This window comes from Thalassobacillus devorans, from assembly GCF_900176565.1.
In the GTDB taxonomy this organism is placed as follows: Bacteria; Bacillota; Bacilli; order Bacillales; family Halobacillaceae; genus Thalassobacillus; species Thalassobacillus devorans_A.
In genome coordinates, this window is the sequence record NZ_FXEH01000006.1 from 416,646 (window position 1) to 438,856 (window position 22,211).

A 22,211-nucleotide genomic window follows, 5' to 3' on the forward strand; every position below is an offset into this window, starting at 1 on the left:
GAAGAGGAGTAATTCCTTTTCTCTAAATTATGGGCAGGATTAATTTTTTTTATCTTTTTGTATAATATTTCCCAGCTCATCAAACTGTATGTAAGTGCCTGACCTCCAATGAGTTAACGCTTTACTGCAGTGGGGTAAGGCACTTTTTTTTGTTTGTTCTTTATACTCTATTTTCCATTATTATAAGGGGCGCTTCGGTTTACATGTATGTCTGTCGTGATTGGTAAATGATCAGAGGCCAGTGTATCGATTACTACTGATTGGCTTGGCTTCAGTACGTTAGAGGTGAAAATATAATCAATTCTTTTTGTTGGATCGGCAGATGGATAGGTATAAGCTTCCGGTTGGTCGGCAAAAGCATCCTGGTAATGATGATACAAAGGCTGCAATTCTTCAGAGTCAGGGAGTGCGTTTAAATCTCCCATGATCACGTTTGGCCCATTTGTTTCATTTGCAATATCGATGGTTTCCTCCACCTGAAGGATACGCTCTTCGGTAGTCAATGCAAGATGCGTGTTGAATACATTAAGATGTGTACCCTTCACATTGATTTTCGCTTCCAGTAAACCGCGTTGCTCGGTATCACCGATTTTGGATAAAAAGTGATTCTCAGATTCCAAGATAGGGTAGCTGCTCAAAATAGCCGTGCCGTATTGGCGATTGGGTTCACCTTCTTCGGAAGATTCAATGTCAAGGTTGGCCCCATAGACATAAAACATACCTAGACGCTCTGCAATCTGTTTGGCCTGATCCTGAAAATTACTTCGTGAGGACCAGTGGTTGTCCACTTCCTGTAGTCCGATAACATCAGCTTTTGATTCTTTGATTACTTCTGCAATCCGTCCTAAATCCAGCTCCCCATCTACTCCTTCCGCATGGTGAATATTATAGGACATGACCTTTACTTTCACCGACTCTCCTCGCGGAAACTCTGAGTCCTCCGCATAAACAGTTCCAGCTGTAGAAACTAACATGACAAGTAACATAGAAAAACATAAAATCTGTGATAGCTTCTTCATGTGCCCATTCCTCCTTACTTATTTTGTTACCAGTGTAGAAGAGAACCAGATGACTATCTATGGTGAAAGTGTTAATAATTGTAAAGTTTTGATGTGCAAATCACCTTGATACAATATTAATCTTGTATAATATTACCCTCATCATCAAACTGAATCGTCTGCACATCATCATAGACCCGGCGTTCTGTACGAACCAAGTCATAATTATCATCCAGGATCGGGAAAATATAGACTGGCGTTAAGGTCAATTCCACACCATCCGACTTATTTTCAAAATCCATCTGGAGATGGCCATAATGTAGGCCACCATCAATTAAGTGTTTGACGCCATTTTCATTTGTTTCCCAATACTCCGGCTCATCTTTGGTGGCGCTCCATTGCGTGTGCGTATTAAATTCTTGTGGCACAAGGTTGCCGTCTTCATCTCGAATCATCTTTTCTCCTCGTAAGCCGTCAGCGGCTACACCCACGTCATAGGAATGAAAGCCATTGCCGTCTCCATCCAAATCAACCCAGCTGCGTTCGAACATTTCATCATGGCCCGAGATAACAGCAGCTACGCCATATTCTTCAAACATTGGGGAATAGACACGCATGGCGACACCGGATTGGTTGTCGGCATATTCGTGATTTGGCGGTGCACCATGGACACCGCTGGAATAAGCGGCATGGTGGAATTGGACTAACACAATCTGTCCTTGTTCACGTGCATCTTTTAGCTGTTCTTCTACCCATTGATATTGCTCCGTGCCTGGGTTGAAGTTTGGAAGGTCAGAATCCTCGATTGATAGTTCGTGGAAAAGCTTAGTGAACGCATGGTTATAAGCTTCGGTTGTAAATTGTCCTTGGGTATCGGTAGTGATATATGGATCGCCATCCACACCTTGTTCTGCCCATACGGATTCATTTAATATAGAGTCATTTTCACTGTATACTTCCCCTGTAAAAGTCCCGGTTGCTGTAGACTCATCAGGGACACCATTGGTAGAATCCAAGGTTAATAACGTGATAGGCCCGATATCTGTCCGGTAATAGGAATCTTTATACTGCGGGTTGTCCTTATCCCCAGGAGTATCGAAGTATTCATGGTACTTATTCCGGGAGATGACCGCCGGTGAACGATCTTCCGCAGTCCCATATCCGCCATTTATGGAGGCATAAGTTTCCCAGTTTCCTATCGCCGGTAATAACGGGGTATGTGTCGCGAAATCGGTAAAATCCCCGGCAAAGTGTCGCCAAAACTCATCCCAGGCCGGCTGGTATCCGGAACCTTGGGATAGATCACCAGCAATAAGTAATGCATCGGGATCAGCTGCTTCGATATGAGCCAGGTTTTCATTTAAAGCCGTTTGCTGGTCGAGCGGGTAACGTACCAGGAACATATCATTTCGATTCTGGTTTCCATACTTTTCATCAAAAGCTGATCCTTTACCAGGACGCTCCTCAGAACCTGGGGCGTAAGGGTTCATCGGATGTAATTCCCACTCTCGATGTTCCAATTCACCGTATGGTTCGGTCTCCGTATCGGAAAAGGCAATCAACGATAATTCATCCCAATTTTCGCTGTCAGGAAACGTTTCAAATTTAGACGTGTGTGTCTTTTTCCCTTGTTTAACGACAACGTTGTATCTGGTGTCAGGTTCTAATCCATCAATGGTTACCGAGTGTTTGTAGTTGGAATTGGATTCTAACCAGGAACCCTGCGGAAGTGTTTCTATAACGCCATTGCCGCTATCATAGGTTAATTCCTGTTCCAATTCTTTTTGTGTGTACTCCATCAAATCCATGTATTGCGGTGTAGAAGTCATTTTTTTCGCCTTCATGCCGGGACCGGTTACGATGACTTTGCCAGGTTCCTCTATTTCTGAAACCCAGTTAATTGTCATCGATGTGCTGGATGGGGACTGTAAGTAAGGTAAGACACGAAACCCTGTTTTTGGCTCACGGACGGTTGATTCTGAAACTTCCTGGCCTGCTTTTCCTTTTGGCGCTGCTTCTGCATAGGGAAGCGGACTGGTTACAGCGAGTAATGAAGCAATGGTTGGGATTACGATTCTTCGTAACAATACACTTTTCTTCATTATCATTCTCCCTTATTTTTTTATTGCAGATTCCTCTGCTTTGAAAAATTAATAGAAAAGGAACTAATCAACACCATTCGTGCCGTTGAAAAAGGTAGAGTAGTCTAAAAGTGTGAGGTTGATCTAAGAGGATGGAGATATTTTTGACACTGTCTTTTCTTGCACTTATTCCGTGAAATATAGAAGGGCATCCCCCCTATGTAATAGGATTGGTTAAAGCCTACCATACGGGTGTAGGAAAAGAATTGAATTCTAGCAGATAGTGATAAAATAACTATGAAATTGTAACTAAGTTACTAGACCACAAATAAAGCCTGCCCCCATCCTAGGGAGCAGGCTTTAAAAAATTTATTTAGTAGAAACACGTAATGGGATACAGTAAACTTAAGATTATAGGTCCTTAGTCGTCCATTTATGTTGTAATTAATAATATGATTTTATAGAATGTTAGATAATTCAAATAAAAGAAATTAAGTGATAAACGATAGTTACGGCTGCCCAATAATGAAAACGCTAACAAAAAAGTGTGCATTATTATGTTCTGCCGTTTCGAGAAGGGAGAAATATATGACTAAGATATCTGTTGCACAAATAACTCCAGTTACAGGCGAAAAAGAAATAAATATGAAGAAAATGAAAGAACTAATTGAGAAAGCAGCTGGACAAGGAGTCGAGTTAATTGTTTTTCCAGAATTAGCGCTAACAGGATACAATTGTGGAGACCATTTTTTTGAAGTTGCAGAAACGATTCCCGGGCAATCTGTATTTGGCAAGTAAAAAATGTAGTAAATGGCAGTTAAAAATGTATGCCACTTGCCACTCCGCATTTTAGATTAAAGATTCCTTGTATCGAAAGCTCTCTCCGGTAAATAACAGTAGATGGGAGTGATGAATCAACCGATCAATCACTGCTTCCGTTAAGATTGGATCTCCGAATACATGGTTCCACTGCCCAAACTGTAAGTTTGTTGTGATTATAATACTTTTGGTTTCGTAACACATTGATATCACTTGAAAGAGTAGTTCTGCTCCTTCTTTATTCAATGGAATGTACCCCAATTCGTCTAACACTAATAAATCAAGCTTTTTAATCTGCTTCATTACTTTCTGAAGTTCTCCTTTTTGATTGGCTTCAATGAGATGATTCACCAAAGATGCCACCGTAAAGAACTTTACTTTACTGCCAAACCTATGTATGGCATTCAAGCTAATTAACGTTGCCAAATATGTTTTTCCTGTGCCAACCCCTCCATACAAAATGAGGTTTCCTTTTTCATGGATGAAGTCACCATTCAACACAGATTCTCGGCTAATCCCTTGTGGGATTTGAATATGCTCCCACTGAAATGGTTGTGTACCTGTCTTGGGTAGTTGAGCCTGACTAAGTAATAGGTTGATTTTTCTTTCTTCCCGATTCTCTACTTCTCGTTGGAATAATTCCAGAAGGAATTCTTCATTTGTATCGGCTTTGACCTCCTGATAGTGCTCACGAATCCAGCTTAGTTTCAAACGTTTCGCCAACATTTCTATTTGATGATTCACTTTATGCCACCTCCAGTCTCCATAAGTGAGTCATAGTGAGACAATCCCCTGGTGGCTGCTGGCACTCTAGGAACTTTCATCGTTGGCGTAATTGTTTGATAGCTGCTGTCTCCTTGTATGATGGAATAAACACAATGCTTAATCTGATCTGCTTTAGGGTGACCATGCTTCATTGCCGATTCAAGTGCTTGATTCAATAACTCAAAATCATTATTCTTCAACAGTTTCCCGAGTAATTGTAAGGCTTCTTTCTGTTCTTGCTCTGTGCAATTGTTTAAGTATTTCGTCCATACTGGCGGGAACTGCTCATACAAGCTTGAATACTTGATTGCTCTTGGACGTCTGGACAACAAATCTAAATAAGGCTGCCAGATCATCGACTTTCTCTTTATTCCATACAATCTGTTGTGCTTCACAATCACCTCGTTATGATCATTTAGAATGACTACAGAATTATAGGTGATTTGGACATTTACTTTCTGCTTGGCAAAACGCGGGGAAGTAGAGTATTGCTTATGATCTACCGACACCATCCCATATTTATCTGCGGTTAATGTTTCATGCCTTACGCAATCAAAAGATTTAACGGGGGTCATCAACCACTCATCTTTATCTTCTGAGTGAAGGTGTGTTTGTAAAATACCCTTATCATAATGCATACGATCTCTGTCTTCTTCGGCTAATGCCCATAAAGTCTTGTTGAAGTGATCAAGGTCCAGGATAGTACATTCAGGCAATAGGAAATTATTTCGTACATATTTCACCATGGCTTCTACATGCCCTTTTTCATTTCCTTTCCCTGGATTACAAAACTCATAGTTGAAGCCGTAATGTAATACGAACCGTTCAAATGTGTTGGTGAGCTCACGCTCTCCCTTAGCCCCTATTTTCTTTACAGCTGGCGAAAGGTTATCAAACCGTATCGTGTGTGGTACGCCTCCCATATAATGAAACATACGCTGAAGACCTTCCAGTAAACACTCTGTATTTTCCGAAGGAAAAACCTGAAAATAAAAGGTATTACTGTAGGGGAAGGACATCACTAAATAGGGAAGGTCAATCACTTTCGATTGATAGATGAATGGTGCTTCCCCAAAATCTACTTGGGCAGTCCCAGGGATAGATTCAAGAGGCAGAGCTGCCTCTTCCACATACGCTTTCAATTCTTGCTTTTTCTTTGAAACATAGTCACGCACACTTCTATATGAACCTGTAAAACTATGATTCTTTACTAGCTGTGTGTACATGCGTTTGGCCGTGCGATGATTCTTCTTTTTCTTCTTAAGATCTTCGTTGATCCACTTCTCAAGAATCGGTTTGACTGGATCCATGACCGGTGAACGGCGTGTTTGCTTCTTTCTGGGCTTGAATTCTTCCTGATTGGCATACTTGCTAACCGTACGTGGATCGACCTTCATGCGCCGTCCTATATCTGCGTAGGATTCACCTTTTTGATTGGCTTCATATCTGATATAATTAATTTCAGTCACTGCTAACATCTCCTAATAGCCTCCTGTCGAACGTTGTTGGTCCAACGAGGAGTTTAAAGTTATTGGGAGTGATTGGCAAGTGACTTTTTTTATGTTTTTATACTACATAAATTAGCTGCCAAACCTTACATTTTTAGAATGCCATAAACAGGCAATCCACTGATTATTTTAAAGAATTAGCCAGGACATATAATATCTATATTATTTGGGGGTTACCTGAAAAAGGAAACATTCCAGGTTTATTATATAATTCTGCTGCTATTGTAGGACCTGAAGGGTATTTAGGCAGGTGGCGAAAGAATACATTACCGGGTCATGCTACTGATAAAGGTGGAGCGGGTGCCTTTCCTGATCGAAGATTCTTTAAAAAGGGCGGAGATCTGGCAGTTATTGATACTAAGCTAGGAAAAATAGGATTATTAATCTGTTATGATATTTTCTTCCCGGAGCTGGCTCGTTATCTAACATTGAAGGGTGCAGATCTAATTATAGGGATATCAGGTTCGCCTTCTTTTGAGCGAGACATTTTCGAACCTATTGTGAAGGCAAGAGCCATGGAGAATGTGATCCCGGTGGTCTACACAAATTTAGTAGGTAAAGAAGGAGATACAGAATACTGGGGTGGCGGGTGTATGATTGGTGCTGGTGATGTAAACTCCAAGGTCCCCGGGAGTCCTGAGATTTGTAAAGCTTCTTATACCGAAGAAGGAATCACCATTGGTGAAGTTGATTTGACACATTCGCAACGTGTTCGCCCATTCTTTCCTGTCCTTAGAGATATAGAAACAGATATGTACCATAAATTAGCCAAAGTTCATCAAGATCTGACCTGAAAAATTCAGATCATGATGCATAACAGGATAGTTATGATAAAGGAGGCTGGGACATAACTAGCCGAAAATAGTAAAAAAAGGGTTCCGATTATCGAATTTTGATGACCGGAACCCTTTTTTACTGAGTCAATCTCATAATTGGTTAGACGGTTTCCGTTTCAGGCCGTGTACTTTCTCAAGTTCACGGCCAAAAAGGCAAAACCTAATTCATTTTCAACGTTATCGCTGCCCCTAACGGACATGCGAGTGAAACGCAAATTAGCCTTCAGAAATCCAAAAACTGGCTCTACATCTACTTTGCGTCTGCCGTAGAGTTCGCCGGTTTTCTCATCCGAAAGCTTCTCTCTCACCGTATTTTTTTGTTGCTCCCACTTTTCATTATAATAGATTTTTCGATTGTTCCCTTCTTTTGCCTTCGTGCACGGGGAACGGAGCGGACATCCCGTACAATCTTCGCTCTCGTACACTTTGAACTCCCGAGTATAACCGTTTCGATCGGTTTTCTGGGATCGGTAACGGAACGTCACTTGTTTTCCGTTAGGACACGTATAGGAATCTTCTTCTTCATTGTATGACCAATTCGCGGAGTGGAAGGCATTTTTTTGAAAGCTCTTCGTCTTCTCTTTACGATAAGAGTTGTATGTAATCAGAGGCTCACGCTCCCGGTTTTCCAGGACATCTTCATAATTTTCTTCACTCCCATAGCCCCCATCGGCGACGATGTAGTTCGGAAGTTCAAAGTAATCCTGTTCGATCCGATCAAGGAAAGGACCGAAGGTACGCATATCCGTGGGGTTCGGAAAAATATCATAAGCGAGGGCGTATTGACCTTCCGTCGCAACTTGGATATTATAGCCGGCTTTCAATTGCCCATTCTTCATGTAATCATCTTTCATCCGCATAAATGTCGCATCGTGGTCTGTCTTCGAATAACTATTCCTTTTCCCGAAGATTTCCATGTCGTTCGCATATTTTTGCTTGCGCGCCGCAAAGTCTCTGAACTGTTTCCTGGCCTGATTCGGTTCTTTGCGTTCGGAACGAATTTGTTTTCGTTCACTTGTGTCTTCGCTTTCTTCAATTTTCCGGTTCAAGTCTTCGACTTTTTCATCTAATGTTTCGGCTATATCAGAAAGTTCGTCGACCGATAATTCCTCCGGATTTTCCCTTTCTATTTCAGGGATGATTTCCTTTTCCACTAATTCATCATACATTTGGTTGGACTTTTCTATTAGCTTGTCGCTGTAGTTTTCGACGGCCTTACGCCAGACGAACGTAAACTTGTTGGCGTTTGCTTCTATCTTGGTTCCATCAATAAAAATAGCTTCCGCATCAATGATATCTTCTTGAACCAGTCGGGAACGAAACTGGACAAAGCTCTGGCGAAGAAGATCTTTGACGGCGGGGTGGACACGGAACCGATTAATGGTTCGATAGCTGGGTTCATAACCTTGAGCCAGCCACATCATACGCACACTATCCTTGAGTAGCCCTTCGATTTTTCTTCCAGAGAACACGGATTGGGTGTAGGCGCATAAAATGACCTTCATCATCATGCGTGGGTGATACGCCGGGCATCCCGTGTCACGCAGGAATGCTGAAAAGGCTTCATCCGGAATACTTTCCACCAACTCATGCACGGCATAGGCGATATCATTATCTTGAAGTTTCATTTCCACATCCATAGGCAAGATTACTTGGTTCATGTTATACTGTTTAAACATAAGGACACCTCCGATGGTTATTGTGTGGTAACTTTAATTTTATCAGAGGTGGTCCTTATTTTCTTTATTGAAAATAAAAGAAAACCATAAAAAAGTGGTCGGCATCATTTTGATGCCGACCACTTTCCGTTTAATTTACTGGGTTTTGTCCCAGCCTCTTTTTATGAGCCTTTGTTTGAAATGGTGCAGGAACATATACATAAAAGAATGTCAGAAATGACAGTGGTAGTTCATAAATAATCTGCTGATGGTTAGTGGCTTCCTGTAAAACAAAGCATTGCTTTATTGGTATATCATGTTATATTATTTATGTGTGAGGTGAAAAAGTTGGAGAAGCCACTATATGAAATCATTTATGAAAAATTAAAATCAGATATTATCTCAGGGATATATAAATCAGGGGAAAAAATTCCATCTGAAAAAGAATTGTCTGAAATGTGGAAGGTAAGCAGAATTACGCCAAAAAAGTCATTGGAGAAATTAGTTAGTGAAGGCTTGATAGTGAGGCATGCAGGAAGAGGATCTTTTGTAGCTGAAATAACGGATGATAAAGTTTCTGGAGACATAACTTCCAATAAACAAAATAAACCCAATTTAATAGGGTTTGTGATACCCAACCTGGATTCAAATTATGGTACAGACCTTCTTAACAGCATTGAGGAGGAGGCAGAGAATAACAATAGTCACATTGTAGTGAAACGCTCATTAGGTGATCCTGAAAAGGAAAAAGAAGCAATAAAAAAACTAATTGAAATCGGTGTTTCTGGAATCATTATCTTCCCTGCTCAAGCGGAGCAATATAATGAAGAGATACTCAAACTCGTTGTTAATAATTTTCCCATTGTGTTAGTAGACCGGTACTTAAAAGGGGTTCCGGCTGTTTCGATCAGCTCAGATAATTTCATGGCAGCTAAAAATGCTACTGAATATTTATTTCGTCTAGGGCATGATAATATCTGCCTTTTAACTTCTCCCCATTATGATACCACTGCTCTGGAAGAAAGGTATGAAGGGTTCATTGAAGCACATGTAAAAAATAACATCACTATTGATAAGAGCAAATTGATGAGTGATATTTCTTTTCCTTTGATCGATTATTATACAAAAGGAGATATTGAAAAAGATATACGTAATATTAGAAAGCATTTAGAGGAAAACCCTCAATTGACGGCATTGTTCGCCACTGAATATCGAATTGCTTTGCTGGCAGAAAACGCTGTGGCTCAGATGGGGTTAAAAATCCCCAATGATATTTCTATTTTATGCTTTGATTATACAAGGGAAACCGTAGAAAAGGATAAGTTTACTTACATTAAGCAAGACCAGGAGCTAATGGGAAAAATGGCTGTGCAAAGTGTCTTCGAAATGTTGAAAGGCCAAGACCAGAAAAGAGAAACGGTCAAGCTTCCAGGAGAAATTGTCGAAGGTAAATCAACGAGGCGGATTAATCAGTAACGATTGAAATCTGCTAATTAGCAATTAACAAAAGCGATGGGCGCTGGTAAAGAGAGCGTCCATCGTTTTTTTATACTTTGCGAAAATCACTGAATAATAGATTAGTATATTTGGTATATATAATATATTGACCTTTCAGAAAATTTATATTATTATGTTATTTGAAAGCGGTTTTATGGAAGCGGAAGGAGGTTTAATGAACTTATACCTGAAAGTAATCCGCACTCCCTGATTATATGAAAGTTTCAGGACATAGTGGGTAGAGGGAAAATCGAAGTCGTCAAAGTTTTCTAAGCTAAACCATACTATTAGAGGAGTTGATGAGATGAAAATAAGTAAACGCTGGCTTTTTGGGATAGTTTTCCTGGCATTTTTCATGGTGGGGTGTAGTTCTGACAGTTCTGGAGAAGATGCTGTTGATTTGAATTGGGCGTCTCCAGCTGGATATACACCTCAATCACCAGTTGAAAGTGATGCCGAGTATATTAGTGAAAAAGTAAGTGAGTTTGAAGAAGAGAATCCTGATGTCAACCTGAATGTCGATGTAATGGCTAATAACGTTAATGAAGCAATGGCTCGTTTGATGGAACAAGCCGAGTCAGGAAGAGCCCCTGATCTTGCGGCAATAGATGGATACATACTGCCTAACTTCTATGATCATCTGCAGCCATTGGATGATCTGATGGAAGAATACGGAATAGACCCAGACGACTACCTGCCCTTTGCCAAAGATGTGGTAACTGGTCCAGATGGTAAAATTTATGGATTATATATGAACACAGATACTCGTGTACTTTTTTATGATACCGATGTTATTCCAGAGCCGCCAAGTACATGGGATGAAGTAATTGAAGTTTCAACAAAAATTCAGGAAGAGGGCTATAATGGCTTAATGCTGCCAGGCGGTCGTGGTGAAGGGACGTCTGTAACTACATTGTGGCCGCTCTTCTGGGCGCAAGGTGGAGAATTGACCGATGACGATGGTAACCCCACCTTTGGTGAAGGAGAGAACAGAGAGAAGATGCTTAATGTCTTAACTACTATTCAAGAAGCGGCAGAGGCAGGCGCTATTCCTCAACGAGTCTCCAGTTATGGTGCTGAAGGAGATTTAGACCAGGAGGTTGCTACCGGAAAAACGGCTATGTTCCTGGGTGGAAATTGGCAAGAGACAGTCATTCCAGATTTAATTGGTGAAGAAGAATTTGAAAGTTGGGACGTAGCGCCACTTCCACAAATTGAAGAAGGTACAGATGCTACCAGTGCAGGTGGCTGGACGTGGGGGATCTTTACGGAGGATGAAGAAAAGCAACGGGCTGCATTTGACTTGATGGCACGACTGTATATGAGTGATCAAGGCATGGGAGAGTTCAATAACGTATTTGGTGGCCTGCCATCCCGTGAGTCTGTATTTGATTCCGAATATTATAAAGGAACTAAATTCAGTGATGAATATCGTGAAATGTTAGAGGAAGCTCAAACTAGACCGCCATCACCTGAATATAGCAAAATTTCTACAGAGATGCAGATTGCTATCTCGGAAGTTATTTCAGGAGGAAAAACTCCAGAGCAAGCTTTAGATGACGCGTGGAATTCGGTAAATAATTAGTAAGGGGGGGTTCGATGAGTAATTTCCAAAGTGTTAAATCCCCTAAAATCAAACCAGGGAAAAGGGCATTTGTAAATTCGCCCTTCCCCTGGCTTTTACCTTTAGGGCTTATACTGACATTTGTCTTTGTTTATCCCATCTTTGAAATAATCAGGCTGAGTTTCACTGATGCCTCCTTATTGGGGTCGGACTATTCTTATACAACAGAATCCTATGGACGTCTTTTCGGTCAATCTGAATTCTTTAGCATGTTACTGATTACAGCTATCTTTGTCAGTTTCAGTGTTGTATTCCAGTTGTTTTTCGGTTTCATTATCGCTTTTTTGATCGATCAGGGGCAAAAGCTCGATTTGAAAGGTACGGTGATTGTCAGGACCTCCGTTTTAACGGCCTGGGCGATTCCGGGAGTTATTATCGGGATTATCTGGAGAGTGATGTATACCGAGACAGAGGTGGGAATTTTTAATAGTTTAGTAGGAATGATGGGAATGGATTTGATACCGTTTCTATCGGATCCTACTATTGCGTTGATTTCAGTGATTGTCGCAAATGTCTGGAGAGGAACAGCGTTCAGCATGATTTTAATATACGCGGCCATTCAAACATTGCCTAATGATGTCATGGAAGCTGCGAAAATTGATGGAGCTAACGGACTGCAAAGGTTGTTCAAAGTGATGCTTCCGATGCTTGCCCCAATCATTTTGGTAACATTGATTATCATTTCAATCGATACGTTTAATACATTTGATATGGTTATGGCTTTAACCGGTGGTGGACCTGGGCAAAGTACAGAAGTTATTGCTTTAAGTATTTACACTACTATTTTCAGAGAGTTTAATTTAGGGCAAGGGGCTGCAACTTCAGTAGTTCTATTAAGCATAAATGTCATCATGACACTGGTTTATTTAAAAATACTGGGAAGACAGGGGGAGAAATAGTATGTCGCATCACAATAAGACGTTGGTGAAAAAAATCGGTATATATTTCAGCTATGCTGTCATTACCTTGTTTTTCTTGTTCCCCCTCCTTTGGATTATATCGATGTCGTTTAAAACATCACAAGAACTCTTTGCTATACCACCCACTTTAATGCCGGAAACTTTTGCTTTTGAAAACTATAGATATGTCTTAGAGACCACTGGAGTGGTAAATTACTTGAAGAATTCAGCTATTATTGTCTTCTTTACCGTGATTTTTACACTTTTGGTTTCTGTTCCGGCGGCTTATGCATTGTCCCGGTTTAAATTTAAATTGAAAGTACCGATTCTGATCACTGTCTTAATGACTCAGATGATTTCTGCTGTAGTCATATCTATTCCGCTGTATCGGCTGTTCAGTAATTGGAATCTACTGAATAACTATATCGTTTTAATCATCGTGTATGTATCCGTAGTATTACCCTTAGCCACATGGTTTTTGAAAGGGTATTTCGATACCATACCTGCCGTTTTGGATGAAGCGGCTACCATAGACGGAGCAAATAGGTGGCAGTTTATAACTAAGATATTATTCCCTACCAGTATGCCTGGAATCGTTTCAGTAACCATATTGGTAGCAGTTCAAAGCTGGTCACAATTTGTCATTCCATTCATTCTTTTGGATGACGAAAGCTTATATCCAGTTTCAGTGGGCGTCATGAATCTACAATCCACACAGCAGGCTGTCACTACTCATTACCTTGCAGCTGGCAGTGTGATTTCTGTAATCCCCGTAATAATTTTGTTTGTAGTTTTTCAAAGGCTTATCGTCGGTGCTTTGACAAGTGGAGCAGTCAAGGGATAAGAATTAAGTAATGTACATAGGAGGGAATTGATTTGTTTAAAATTGAACAAAAACTTGAAAACAGAATTCGTGAATTAAGTGAATATCGCTATAGAGATTCGATAAAAATCAACGATCTATTTTTTCAACAGGATGAACAAGGGGAAGTGGGAGCAAGGCCTCCAGAAAATGATAATTGGGAGCAGCTAAAGATTGGTGACCATTGGAAGGGATGGGATAAGTATATTTGGCTGAAAACCACCATTCAGTTTCCTAAAGAGTGGGAAGGGCGTTCGATATTAGGAAGATTTGATTTTGGTAAAACTGGAGATGGGAACAACTCTGGTTTTGAGTCACTTCTTTATGTTGATGGAAGTCCTTACCAAGGTGTGGATACAAACCATACAGAAGTGTTTTTCTCCCAGGAACATATCAATCAAGACTTGACGTTGCATTTTAGATTATGGTCCGGACTGGATGGGATGGAAGGAAGACACTTGGAACAAGAACATAAAATCCGACAAGCGGAATTAGCGTGGCTGGATGATAATACAGACCTTCTATATTTCACCGCAAAAGCAGCAATAGAATCAATCAACGTTATGCCTGAAAGCGATTTAAATAGAACAAAACTATTAAAAATTTTAGATAGAACATTTAAATTGATTGATTGGGCGAATCCTGGGAACTTAGCATTTTATAATTCTATCGAGGAAGCGAACCAGCTATTGCAATCAGAGCTTGAGCAACTGAAAACGGAGGAGGGGGTAACCGTCCGTACCATCGGACATACCCACATCGATGTGGCATGGCTCTGGAGGCTTCGACATACAAGGGAAAAAAGCGCCAGATCTTTCTCTACTGTATTACGATTGATGGAGAGGTATCCTGATTATGTATTTCTTCAGACACAACCCCAATTGTATGATTATATAAAAAATGACTATCCAGACATATATGAAGGAATAAAGGAAAAAGTCAGAGAAGGTAAATGGGAAGCAGGGGGAGCGATGTGGCTGGAAGCTGATGCGAATATTCCCTCTGGAGAGTCCTTAGTCAGACAGATACTGAAAGGACAGACATTTTTTGATGAAGAATTCGGTGCCCCAGCTTTCAAATATTTATGGTTGCCTGATGTGTTTGGTTATTCCTGGGCTCTTCCTCAGATTTTGAAAAAGTCTGGGATCGAAGCATTCATGACAACGAAGATAAGCTGGAATCAATACAACCGGATGCCCCATGACACCTTTTATTGGCGTGGAATCGATGGATCGGAAATACTGACTCACTTTATAACCACACCAGATTATAATAATAGTGATTTTTATACGTATAATGGCGTGATAGACGCTCCCTCTGTCAAAGAGATATGGGATGAGTACAAAGATAAACCATTGAATCAGGAGTTACTATTATCCTACGGATATGGGGATGGGGGAGGCGGCGTTAACCGGGAAATGTTGGAGATGCGCCGCGGTTTAGACAAAATACCAGGTATGCCGAATGTTACAACAGGCCGAGTGGACGAGTACTTTTCTGGATTAAAGGATAAGGTGGAGGAAAGTGACCAGTATGTTCATACCTGGGATGGAGAATTGTATCTTGAGTACCATAGGGGAACTTATACGAGCCAGGCTTATAATAAGAAGATGAACAGAAAAATGGAGCTATCTTACCGTGAAGCTGAGTGGCTGAGCACTCTCGGGTATCTCATCTCAAACAAATGGGATGGGGCATCTCAAGAAAAGCTGAATGAGGGCTGGAAGATTATTTTGCGTAACCAGTTCCATGATATCATTCCAGGTTCATCGATACGAGAAGTGTATGAAGATAGCAGGGAAGAATACGAAATTGCAGATGAACTTGCTAATACTGTCAGGGAGACACAAGAAAACATTATTTTATCAGGTGAAGCCGAAAACAGCTATATCGTGTTCAACTCTTCTCCATGGACTCAATCCAATACAGTTTGTATCGAAGGCTTAGCTAATAAAACCGGGAAGTGGAAGACACATCAAGGAGATGATTTGGAAGCTCAACAGGAAGATGGCTGCTGGTATGTTCAGGTTAAAGGTATACCTTCGCTTGGATATACTACGATTATCTTTGAACAATCGGAAGAGAGTAAGGCAAGTGGGGATGTTTTCACTACTGGTCAAAATAGTATAACCACACCATATTACGAGATTGAGTGGAATGATCGAGGTCAACTTACAAAAATCTATGACTTGGAAAATGGGCGCCATGTGTTAGATGGCAATCCGGGCAATGTATTCCAAGTGTTTGAAGACAAGCCCTTAAATTTCGATGCCTGGGATATTGATTTATTTTACCAGGAAAAATACAAACAAATTGAGCAAGTAGAAGAGATTACAATCAAAGAGATTGGACCACTTCGTTCAGTCATATCATTCAAGTGGACATATGAAGGTTCTGCCATCGAACAAGACATGATCGTTTATGCGGCGAATCGTAGAATTGATTTCAAAACGAATGTAGAATGGTATGAGCACAACCAGCTGTTAAAAGTTAAATTCCCTGTAGAGGTAAGGTCGCCAGAAGCTACTTATGATATTCAATATGGAAATGTTAAACGCCCGACACACTGGAATACCAGCTGGGATTATGCACGCTTTGAGTCGGTTGGGCATCAGTGGGCGGATCTATCAGAACGAGGATATGGGGTCAGTCTTCTGAATGACTGTAAGTACGGTTATGACATCAAAGACAACGCCATGCGGCTCTCCCTTATCAAATCTGCTGTGCATCCCGATCCTGAGCAAGATCAAGGGAAACATCAATTCACCTATTCCTTATATCCACATAGTGGTGACTGGTACGAGGGAGGAACAGTGCAAGAAGCATGGTACTTAAACAATCCGCTCTCCTATGTTAAAGGCACTTCAGAAAAAGAGGACTTTTCTCTGTTTGCAGCTTCAACAGATAATGTCATGGTGGATGCCGTCAAAAAAGCAGAACAGAGTGATGAAGTGATTGTAAGAGTTCATGAATATGCAGGGAAGAGAAATGTATTAGAGCTGCAAAGTGATGCTGCTATTTTAGAATGGACGGAATGTGATCTAATGGAAAAACCTGTTGGTGAGACAGTGAAAAGCAGTGTGATCGAGTGTAAGGTTTCTCCTTATGAAATTAAGACCTTCAAAGTTAAGTTCGGAAGTAATTAAAAGTCTTGCCAGTGTTTAAGTTAGTGAAACCATTTCTATAATAAAAAATGGTGCCTGTTCCATCATTATTGGAGCAGGCACTATTTTAGATTGATTTATTCACAAATAATAATAGTACAAAGGATTCAAGAACTACTAATTAATACGGTCTCTCTTCCTGTACCGGCAAGTCATCCCAGAAAGAAACACCCTTATCCTGAATGCTTCCATCAGCAATCGCTTTGGCTGCTGCATCCATTGCTACTACTGCCTGTTTCGTCAGGTATCCATTACTCTTTTGACCGAGTACTTCAAAGTCGTTGGCATTGTCCTGCGTTCCTCGCATTTCAAAAAGCAGAGTGGAGATGTCGTAATCATGGGCGAGTCCATAGACGCTGATGCCGTTGTCAAAAGCGGACCCTTTTCCGGCATAGTTGGCGAGATGCCCCCAGCCTTTTGGTTCGATTGCATCGTAGACGACAGCGCCCAGTTGCTGGGATCCGTGAAATACATCCGGTGCTGTGTGGTCAGGGTGAGAAGGGAAGATAGCGCCGGATACATATTTATCGTCTTTTATCCATTGTGCTCCTTGATGATGAAGGTCGATCATATAATCGATATCATATTTTTGAAGGACATTTTCATGAAGTGCCTGTGTTTCTGGCTGTGTCTTGGCGTCATGATCGCGGTTCAGATCTACCTCATTCGCGTTCAGACGAGTCAGGTGACGTTCGCCCTTTGCTGCGTAATCTTCTAATTCATAATTGACATCTCCCATTGCACCGTCGGCATTATACATCGGGATGATCAGGAGATTGACGTTTTCTAAGATTCCTTTTGTCTTCCCCGTGCCAAGCTGCTTGATGAATTCGAGTGAACCTTCCGTCGTTAGCGCCTCGTCCCCATGCTGCTGGGCGATGTAGAGGATGGTCGGGTTGTCCTGATTCTGCATGTACTTCACCATATGCATGTCCCGTCCTTTCACCGTTTCCCCGATCACTTCGAGCTCCATATTTGCCTGTTTTTTCTCTTGTGTTTCCAGGAAGTCCACCATTTCCGTGTATGTATGCAGGATGGAAGTGTTGATCGTCTCGTACCCTGGTAGTCTGGTCCGTTCCCTGCCGCCTTGGCTTTTGGGATGTCAGCCATCATTCCACCGGTTAGGATTGTGCCGGATAAGGCGATGGTTGCTAGTTGTTTTTTCATACATATTCCTCCTTTGTTTACACATTTCGACAAAAAACACATGAATCCTTTTCTTATTACCTAATTATGAAAATGGTCTTAGTGAGCTATTGGTAATTGGTCATAGAGATCAGGAATATAATGACAGTATAAAAGGGGGAGAGCAGGTGAAAGAATTTTTCAAATCGAAAACAGCAAAAGTTACTGGGGTTGGTTTAGCTATTATCCTTATTGCCTCCATATTTTATGGAGTTGGCACTACCCAGGCCAAAGGCGACTTCCAGGATTCAAAAGTAACCCTTTCCGAATTGCTTAACAAAATCAGTGAAGCGGAGGGAGAGCTTGAAAATCTGGAGGAAGAGGTAGAGCAGGCAGTTGAAGAGAAGGAAGAGAAGGTGTCGGAGAACGAAGAAGAGATTCGGGATACAGAGAAAAGGCTGGATAAAGTGAAGGCTGATTATAAAAAGGAAAAAGAAGCGTATGACGAAGCGGTAAAAATCATTGAAAAACGCGATGCAGCTGAACAGGAGCTATCCACTTTCCAGAAAGAGATCGATGACTTTAATTCCACCATCAAAGGTAAAAAGAAAGAAGTGTCTGACTTAGAAAGCGAGATTGAAAGGCTGACTAATATAATAGTAGAAACTGGAGAGGAGCCAAAGGAATTCGCAGCCGGGCAATACCTCGTTGGTCAGGATTTTCCGGAAGGGAGATACAAAGCTGTCCCAATAGGGGAAGGAAGCAATTTTATCATATATGGAAGTTCCGGTTATGCAGATGTAAATACCATCTTAGGGGATGGGAGTTTTGGCGAAACGGAATATATCTTCTGGACGTCTGAAGGAGATGTTATGGAGACTGCTGCAAGGGTGAAATTGGTTCCTTTGGAATAATTTTCGTAAAAGTACATGTTTGCAGGGAGGTGCACGATTCACAATCAAGGAACTCTTTTCAACTTTTTGTTATAACGATGAGATTAATACCTGCAATCAAAGGAAATGCTCGGAGGGTAAGCTCCGAGCATTTTATACTTTTAAGAACGTTTAACCTTGTTGAAGGATTAAAGTGTTCGCCATAAGGACTTGGCATACGCCAAGTTTTATAAATATTTTACCAGTGAAAGAGTAAGAAAATTGAAAAATATTCGATCAAATATGCTAAACTATTACATTATACGAAGGGAGGAGAGGTAGATGACTCGTTTGTTTTATGGTGCGGCTTTTATCATGTTTGTAACCGTTTTCTCGGTCTTTTTATATTTTTCTATTAAAGCTTTCAGTATAAATCCTGACACTGTAACACAGGCTTATTCATACCCCCGGCATCACATTGTTCTCATTCCCGAAGAAATCAATAATGATTATTGGCGACTGGTTGAAAAGGGGGCTCGGGCTGCGGCCAGGGATTTCGGCATAGCCTTGGAATATACCGGGCCGAAGCAGGCGGATCAGGAAGAACATCTGAAATCTATAAATATGGCTGCGGCAGCGAAAGTGGATGGAATCCTTACTCAGGGGCTGAGTGAGGAACAGTTTACGCCTCTCATCAATAAAGTGGTGCAAAAAGGGATTCCTGTTATGACAGTTGATACGGATGCTGCGAAAAGCGATCGTATTTCTTATATTGGGACAGACAACTATTATGCGGGGATATTGGCTGGTAAGGCACTGCTCGCCGACACGGAAGGAGAAATAAAAGTCGGCATCATCACCGGAAAATTCGATACGAATCACCAGAAACTGAGAGTCCAAGGTTTCAAAGATGCAATAAGGGAGCAAAATCGTGTCGAGATCATTGCAATCGAGGCTTCCCAGATTACAAGAATACAAGCTGCGGAAAAGACTTATAAAATCCTTCAGGAACATCCAGAGATCAATGCTTTTTACGGGACGAGCGCACTCGATGCCCTTGGCATTTCAGAAGTGCTGGAATATATGGGAAAGTCACAGGAAACGTATGTCATCGGTTTTGATATTTTACCAGAGACGCTGGAATTGCTTGAAGCAGGAAAAATTGAAGCGACCGTAATCCAGCAGCCGTATGAAATGGGGTACAAAAGTATCGAGGCGATGGTTCAGGTGCTGGAGGGGAAAGCTGTCGATTCGATCAACCATACCGAAACGCGCGTAATCCGGCAAGGTGACCTGCCATTAAATAGGAATGAAATGATTGAGGCGGAGGTCCAATGAAACGCATCAGGACGAAAATCATGATATTTGTTGTCCTCCTTGTTCTGTTAGTAAATGGGGTCACGTTTTACCTTTATCAAAACAGCCAGCATACCATACATAAATACCATGACAGTTTCCAGCGATTTATCATACTTAATCAGATTTCCCAGGAAACAGCCACTGTATATGAAGAGATGAATGCTTATATTTTAGAAAAATCTCCGGAATTCCTCGTAAATTATGAAGAAGCCAGTACGAAGCTGAAGCAAGATAAAGAACGGTTGTTCGAAGAAGTAGGAAATGCAGAGAACCAACTGATGGTCACGAATTATTTTAATTTGATTGATACATTCCTGGAAGAATGCGAGCTTACGATTGATGCTTTCCACGAAGAGGACTTGAATGTCTATTCGTTCCACTTGAATGAAGCTTCGCAGGTTTCCCAATATATCCAGGATACGACATTGAGTCTGTTGAACAGTGAGCTTACCGGCTACCAGGATTTTTATCATCTGATGGAAGAGAAGAATTTCTACTTTCAAGCGATGGGAATTTCTCTGTTCTTCTCTACGATAATTTTGAGTTTGCTGGCAGCTCTCTGGTTTTCGAGAGGGCTAACGAAACCGATCAGGCTTTTGTCCGAATCTGCCAGGAAAATATCCAAAGGGGATTTTTCCGGTGAGGATGTTGAGGTACGGACCAATGATGAGATGGCATTATTAGGAGATACCTTCAATCGGATGAGGGGAAATATCCGCGAGCTGATCAAGGAAATCAAGGACCAGTCGGAACTCGACAGGCTTCTTAAAGAAATGGAGCTGAAGAGTCTGCAAAGCCAGATCAATCCTCATTTCCTTTTCAATACATTAAATACCATCAATAAGATGGCTTATCTGGAGGATGCCGATAAGACGAGCAGTTTAATCGAATCGGTCTCGGCACTGCTGCGCTATAACCTGGGAACCCTGGATAAACCATCCACCTTGAAGGATGAAGTGAACATAGTGAAGGAGTATTTTTTTATCCAGCAGACCAGGTTTGGTGATCGTGTGAACTTTGAGACAGCCATTGAGGAGGAGTGCTTGGATATCGAAATTCCAATTCTGACATTGCAGCCGATTGTGGAAAATGCCTTTATTCACGGCATTGAAGGATATGAACAGGAAGCAAAAATCGGGTTGAACGTATATAACGAGAACAACCAGGTAGTCGTTGAAGTATGGGACAATGGCGCCGGCATGGATGATATCGTCAAAAAGAAATTGTTGGATTCGGATGATGGCGCCAGGAATGAATTAACCTCAAAAGGTCATTCGACCGGTCTTGGCATGCGTAATGTCATCAAACGGCTGGAAATTTTTTATAAAGGAGCATGTGAAATCGATATTGAATCCGAATTGGAAATGGGAACTACTGTGCGATTTAAATTACCTTATTATGTGAGGCAGAGGAGCGATCACTATGTTGCGTCTCATGGCGGTTGATGATGAATGGATTGAGCGGGAAGGCTTGAAAAAGATAATTGCCAATGAATGTCCTGGCGCTGATGTGGTTGCCGAAGCCGCTAATGGCAGGCAGGCGATCGAGACAGCGCTTGAAGCCGAACCGGATATCATTCTAATGGATATTAAGATGCCGGGCATCGATGGGGTGGAAGCGGTCACGGAAATCAAAAAAAATTTACCGAACACACGGTTCATCATGGTGTCGGCGTTCGATACATTTGAATATGCGAAAAACGTGATGCAGCAGGGTGTCAAAGAATACTTGCTGAAGCCGAGCCGGAAACAGGAAGTCGTCGCGGCGGTACGGCGGGTGGAAAGGGAAATAGTCGAAGAGAGTCGTCAGGTGGCTGAAAAGCAGTACCTGGAACGTCAATTCAATAAAGCATTGAAGTTCATGCAATCCGAGTGGGCGCTATCTATGCTGGTCGATCACATGCAGGACCTTGACTTGACAGAATGGAGTGAGCTGTTGGATATCAATATAACCTGCGGCTATGCGATGGTAATCGATTTTCGTCAGGCGAACGATCGGGATAAGAGTTTTGCATGGGTGAAAGAGTATATTAGAAACCACTCGAAAGATGTTCAATTATTCAGTCCTAACCATGAAGAAAAGCTGCCGGTTAATGTATCGGTGACTACCATAAACTGACCGTCCGTGCCAGGAGTTTCCGTCCA

18 protein-coding genes are annotated in these 22,211 nt (G+C 41.5%); 11 read left to right on the plus strand and 7 right to left on the minus strand.

Annotated elements, in window-relative coordinates; translation table 11 throughout:
• Window positions 1–167: 167 nt before the first annotated feature.
• Window positions 168–1,019 (minus strand): endonuclease/exonuclease/phosphatase family protein, encoded by an 852-nt coding sequence (locus B9Y67_RS12970; RefSeq protein ID WP_085507120.1) that lies wholly within the window; start codon window positions 1,017–1,019, stop codon window positions 168–170.
• A gap of 116 nt (window positions 1,020–1,135) precedes the next feature.
• Window positions 1,136–3,100, minus strand: coding sequence for a metallophosphoesterase family protein (locus tag B9Y67_RS12975; RefSeq protein ID WP_085507121.1), 1,965 nt, complete (start codon window positions 3,098–3,100; stop codon window positions 1,136–1,138).
• 504 nt (window positions 3,101–3,604) lie between these two features.
• On the opposite strand from B9Y67_RS12975, the gene B9Y67_RS12980 reads away from it, so the two are divergent.
• Window positions 3,605–3,877, plus strand: coding sequence for a nitrilase-related carbon-nitrogen hydrolase (locus B9Y67_RS12980; RefSeq protein WP_085507122.1), 273 nt, complete (start codon window positions 3,605–3,607; stop codon window positions 3,875–3,877).
• Between the two features lie 51 nt (window positions 3,878–3,928).
• On the opposite strand, the gene istB is transcribed toward B9Y67_RS12980, so the two are convergent.
• Window positions 3,929–4,642 carry an IS21-like element helper ATPase IstB gene (gene istB, locus B9Y67_RS12985; RefSeq protein ID WP_085507123.1) on the minus strand — a complete coding sequence of 238 codons (714 nt, stop codon included), beginning with the start codon at window positions 4,640–4,642 and terminating at the stop codon, window positions 3,929–3,931.
• Complete coding sequence (istA, locus tag B9Y67_RS12990) at window positions 4,639–6,141, minus strand: IS21 family transposase (RefSeq protein ID WP_085507124.1); 1,503 nt, start codon at window positions 6,139–6,141, stop codon at window positions 4,639–4,641. The genes istB and istA overlap by 4 nt, the downstream gene beginning before the upstream one ends.
• 134 nt (window positions 6,142–6,275) lie before the next feature.
• Between istA and B9Y67_RS12995 the strand changes: the two genes are divergently transcribed.
• On the plus strand, window positions 6,276–6,965 hold the full coding sequence (locus B9Y67_RS12995) for a carbon-nitrogen hydrolase family protein (RefSeq protein ID WP_085507125.1): 690 nt from the start codon (window positions 6,276–6,278) through the stop codon (window positions 6,963–6,965).
• A 158-nt stretch (window positions 6,966–7,123) separates the two neighbouring features.
• On the opposite strand, the gene B9Y67_RS13000 is transcribed toward B9Y67_RS12995, so the two are convergent.
• Window positions 7,124–8,686, minus strand: a complete 1,563-nt coding sequence (locus B9Y67_RS13000) for an IS1182 family transposase (protein ID WP_085507126.1) — start codon at window positions 8,684–8,686, stop codon at window positions 7,124–7,126.
• Between the two features lie 309 nt (window positions 8,687–8,995).
• Here B9Y67_RS13000 and B9Y67_RS13005 point away from each other — a divergent pair, with 309 nt between their 5' ends.
• From B9Y67_RS13005 to B9Y67_RS13025, 5 genes are all read left to right on the plus strand, one after another.
• On the plus strand, window positions 8,996–10,141 hold the full coding sequence (locus tag B9Y67_RS13005; protein WP_085507127.1) for a GntR family transcriptional regulator: 1,146 nt from the start codon (window positions 8,996–8,998) through the stop codon (window positions 10,139–10,141).
• A 325-nt stretch (window positions 10,142–10,466) separates the two neighbouring features.
• Window positions 10,467–11,747 (plus strand): extracellular solute-binding protein, encoded by a 1,281-nt coding sequence (locus B9Y67_RS13010; protein WP_085507128.1) that lies wholly within the window; start codon window positions 10,467–10,469, stop codon window positions 11,745–11,747.
• A gap of 14 nt (window positions 11,748–11,761) precedes the next feature.
• On the plus strand, window positions 11,762–12,685 hold the full coding sequence (locus tag B9Y67_RS13015) for a carbohydrate ABC transporter permease (protein WP_085507129.1): 924 nt from the start codon (window positions 11,762–11,764) through the stop codon (window positions 12,683–12,685).
• A gap of 1 nt (window position 12,686) precedes the next feature.
• Window positions 12,687–13,529 (plus strand): carbohydrate ABC transporter permease, encoded by an 843-nt coding sequence (locus tag B9Y67_RS13020; RefSeq protein WP_085507130.1) that lies wholly within the window; start codon window positions 12,687–12,689, stop codon window positions 13,527–13,529.
• 32 nt (window positions 13,530–13,561) lie between these two features.
• Complete coding sequence (locus B9Y67_RS13025) at window positions 13,562–16,693, plus strand: alpha-mannosidase (RefSeq protein ID WP_085507131.1); 3,132 nt, start codon at window positions 13,562–13,564, stop codon at window positions 16,691–16,693.
• Window positions 16,694–16,832: 139 nt separating this feature from the next.
• Here B9Y67_RS13025 and B9Y67_RS13030 read toward each other — a convergent pair whose 3' ends face one another.
• Together B9Y67_RS13030 and B9Y67_RS21150 are read right to left on the minus strand one after the other, a co-directional pair.
• Window positions 16,833–17,726 carry a M14 family zinc carboxypeptidase gene (locus tag B9Y67_RS13030; RefSeq protein ID WP_369668759.1) on the minus strand — a complete coding sequence of 298 codons (894 nt, stop codon included), beginning with the start codon at window positions 17,724–17,726 and terminating at the stop codon, window positions 16,833–16,835.
• Window positions 17,669–17,878, minus strand: coding sequence for a hypothetical protein (locus B9Y67_RS21150; RefSeq protein WP_369668760.1), 210 nt, complete (start codon window positions 17,876–17,878; stop codon window positions 17,669–17,671). The genes B9Y67_RS13030 and B9Y67_RS21150 overlap by 58 nt, the downstream gene beginning before the upstream one ends.
• Before the next feature lie 146 nt (window positions 17,879–18,024).
• On the opposite strand from B9Y67_RS21150, the gene B9Y67_RS21035 reads away from it, so the two are divergent.
• The 4 genes from B9Y67_RS21035 (at window position 18,025) to B9Y67_RS13050 (ending at window position 22,185) form a co-directional block, all read left to right on the plus strand.
• Window positions 18,025–18,750 (plus strand): hypothetical protein, encoded by a 726-nt coding sequence (locus B9Y67_RS21035; protein WP_254901800.1) that lies wholly within the window; start codon window positions 18,025–18,027, stop codon window positions 18,748–18,750.
• Between the two features lie 300 nt (window positions 18,751–19,050).
• Entirely contained in the window at window positions 19,051–20,046 is a 996-nt protein-coding gene (locus B9Y67_RS13040) for a sugar-binding protein (protein WP_085507132.1), read from the plus strand.
• Window positions 20,043–21,512 (plus strand): sensor histidine kinase, encoded by a 1,470-nt coding sequence (locus B9Y67_RS13045; RefSeq protein WP_085507133.1) that lies wholly within the window; start codon window positions 20,043–20,045, stop codon window positions 21,510–21,512. Before B9Y67_RS13040 ends, B9Y67_RS13045 begins: the two co-directional genes overlap by 4 nt.
• Window positions 21,490–22,185, plus strand: a complete 696-nt coding sequence (locus tag B9Y67_RS13050; RefSeq protein ID WP_085507134.1) for a response regulator — start codon at window positions 21,490–21,492, stop codon at window positions 22,183–22,185. Before B9Y67_RS13045 ends, B9Y67_RS13050 begins: the two co-directional genes overlap by 23 nt.
• Window positions 22,186–22,211 lie beyond the last annotated feature (26 nt).

Excerpts from the sequence above, each read along its gene's own strand:
- B9Y67_RS12970 (WP_085507120.1), bottom strand. The coding sequence starts at position 1,019 with ATGAAGAAGCTATCACAGATTTTATGTTTTTCTATGTTACTTGTCATG.
- B9Y67_RS12975 (WP_085507121.1), bottom strand. The coding sequence starts at position 3,100 with ATGAAGAAAAGTGTATTGTTACGAAGAATCGTAATCCCAACCATTGCT.
- B9Y67_RS12980 (WP_085507122.1), top strand. The coding sequence starts at position 3,605 with ATGAAAACGCTAACAAAAAAGTGTGCATTATTATGTTCTGCCGTTTCG.
- istA (WP_085507124.1), bottom strand. The coding sequence starts at position 6,141 with ATGTTAGCAGTGACTGAAATTAATTATATCAGATATGAAGCCAATCAA.
- B9Y67_RS13000 (WP_085507126.1), bottom strand. The coding sequence starts at position 8,686 with ATGTTTAAACAGTATAACATGAACCAAGTAATCTTGCCTATGGATGTG.
- B9Y67_RS13005 (WP_085507127.1), top strand. The coding sequence starts at position 8,996 with ATGTGTGAGGTGAAAAAGTTGGAGAAGCCACTATATGAAATCATTTAT.
- B9Y67_RS13010 (WP_085507128.1), top strand. The coding sequence starts at position 10,467 with ATGAAAATAAGTAAACGCTGGCTTTTTGGGATAGTTTTCCTGGCATTT.
- B9Y67_RS13015 (WP_085507129.1), top strand. The coding sequence starts at position 11,762 with ATGAGTAATTTCCAAAGTGTTAAATCCCCTAAAATCAAACCAGGGAAA.
- B9Y67_RS13020 (WP_085507130.1), top strand. The coding sequence starts at position 12,687 with ATGTCGCATCACAATAAGACGTTGGTGAAAAAAATCGGTATATATTTC.
- B9Y67_RS13030 (WP_369668759.1), bottom strand. The coding sequence starts at position 17,726 with ATGGTGGACTTCCTGGAAACACAAGAGAAAAAACAGGCAAATATGGAG.
- B9Y67_RS21150 (WP_369668760.1), bottom strand. The coding sequence starts at position 17,878 with ATGAAAAAACAACTAGCAACCATCGCCTTATCCGGCACAATCCTAACC.
- B9Y67_RS13040 (WP_085507132.1), top strand. The coding sequence starts at position 19,051 with ATGACTCGTTTGTTTTATGGTGCGGCTTTTATCATGTTTGTAACCGTT.
- B9Y67_RS13045 (WP_085507133.1), top strand. The coding sequence starts at position 20,043 with ATGAAACGCATCAGGACGAAAATCATGATATTTGTTGTCCTCCTTGTT.
- B9Y67_RS13050 (WP_085507134.1), top strand. The coding sequence starts at position 21,490 with ATGTTGCGTCTCATGGCGGTTGATGATGAATGGATTGAGCGGGAAGGC.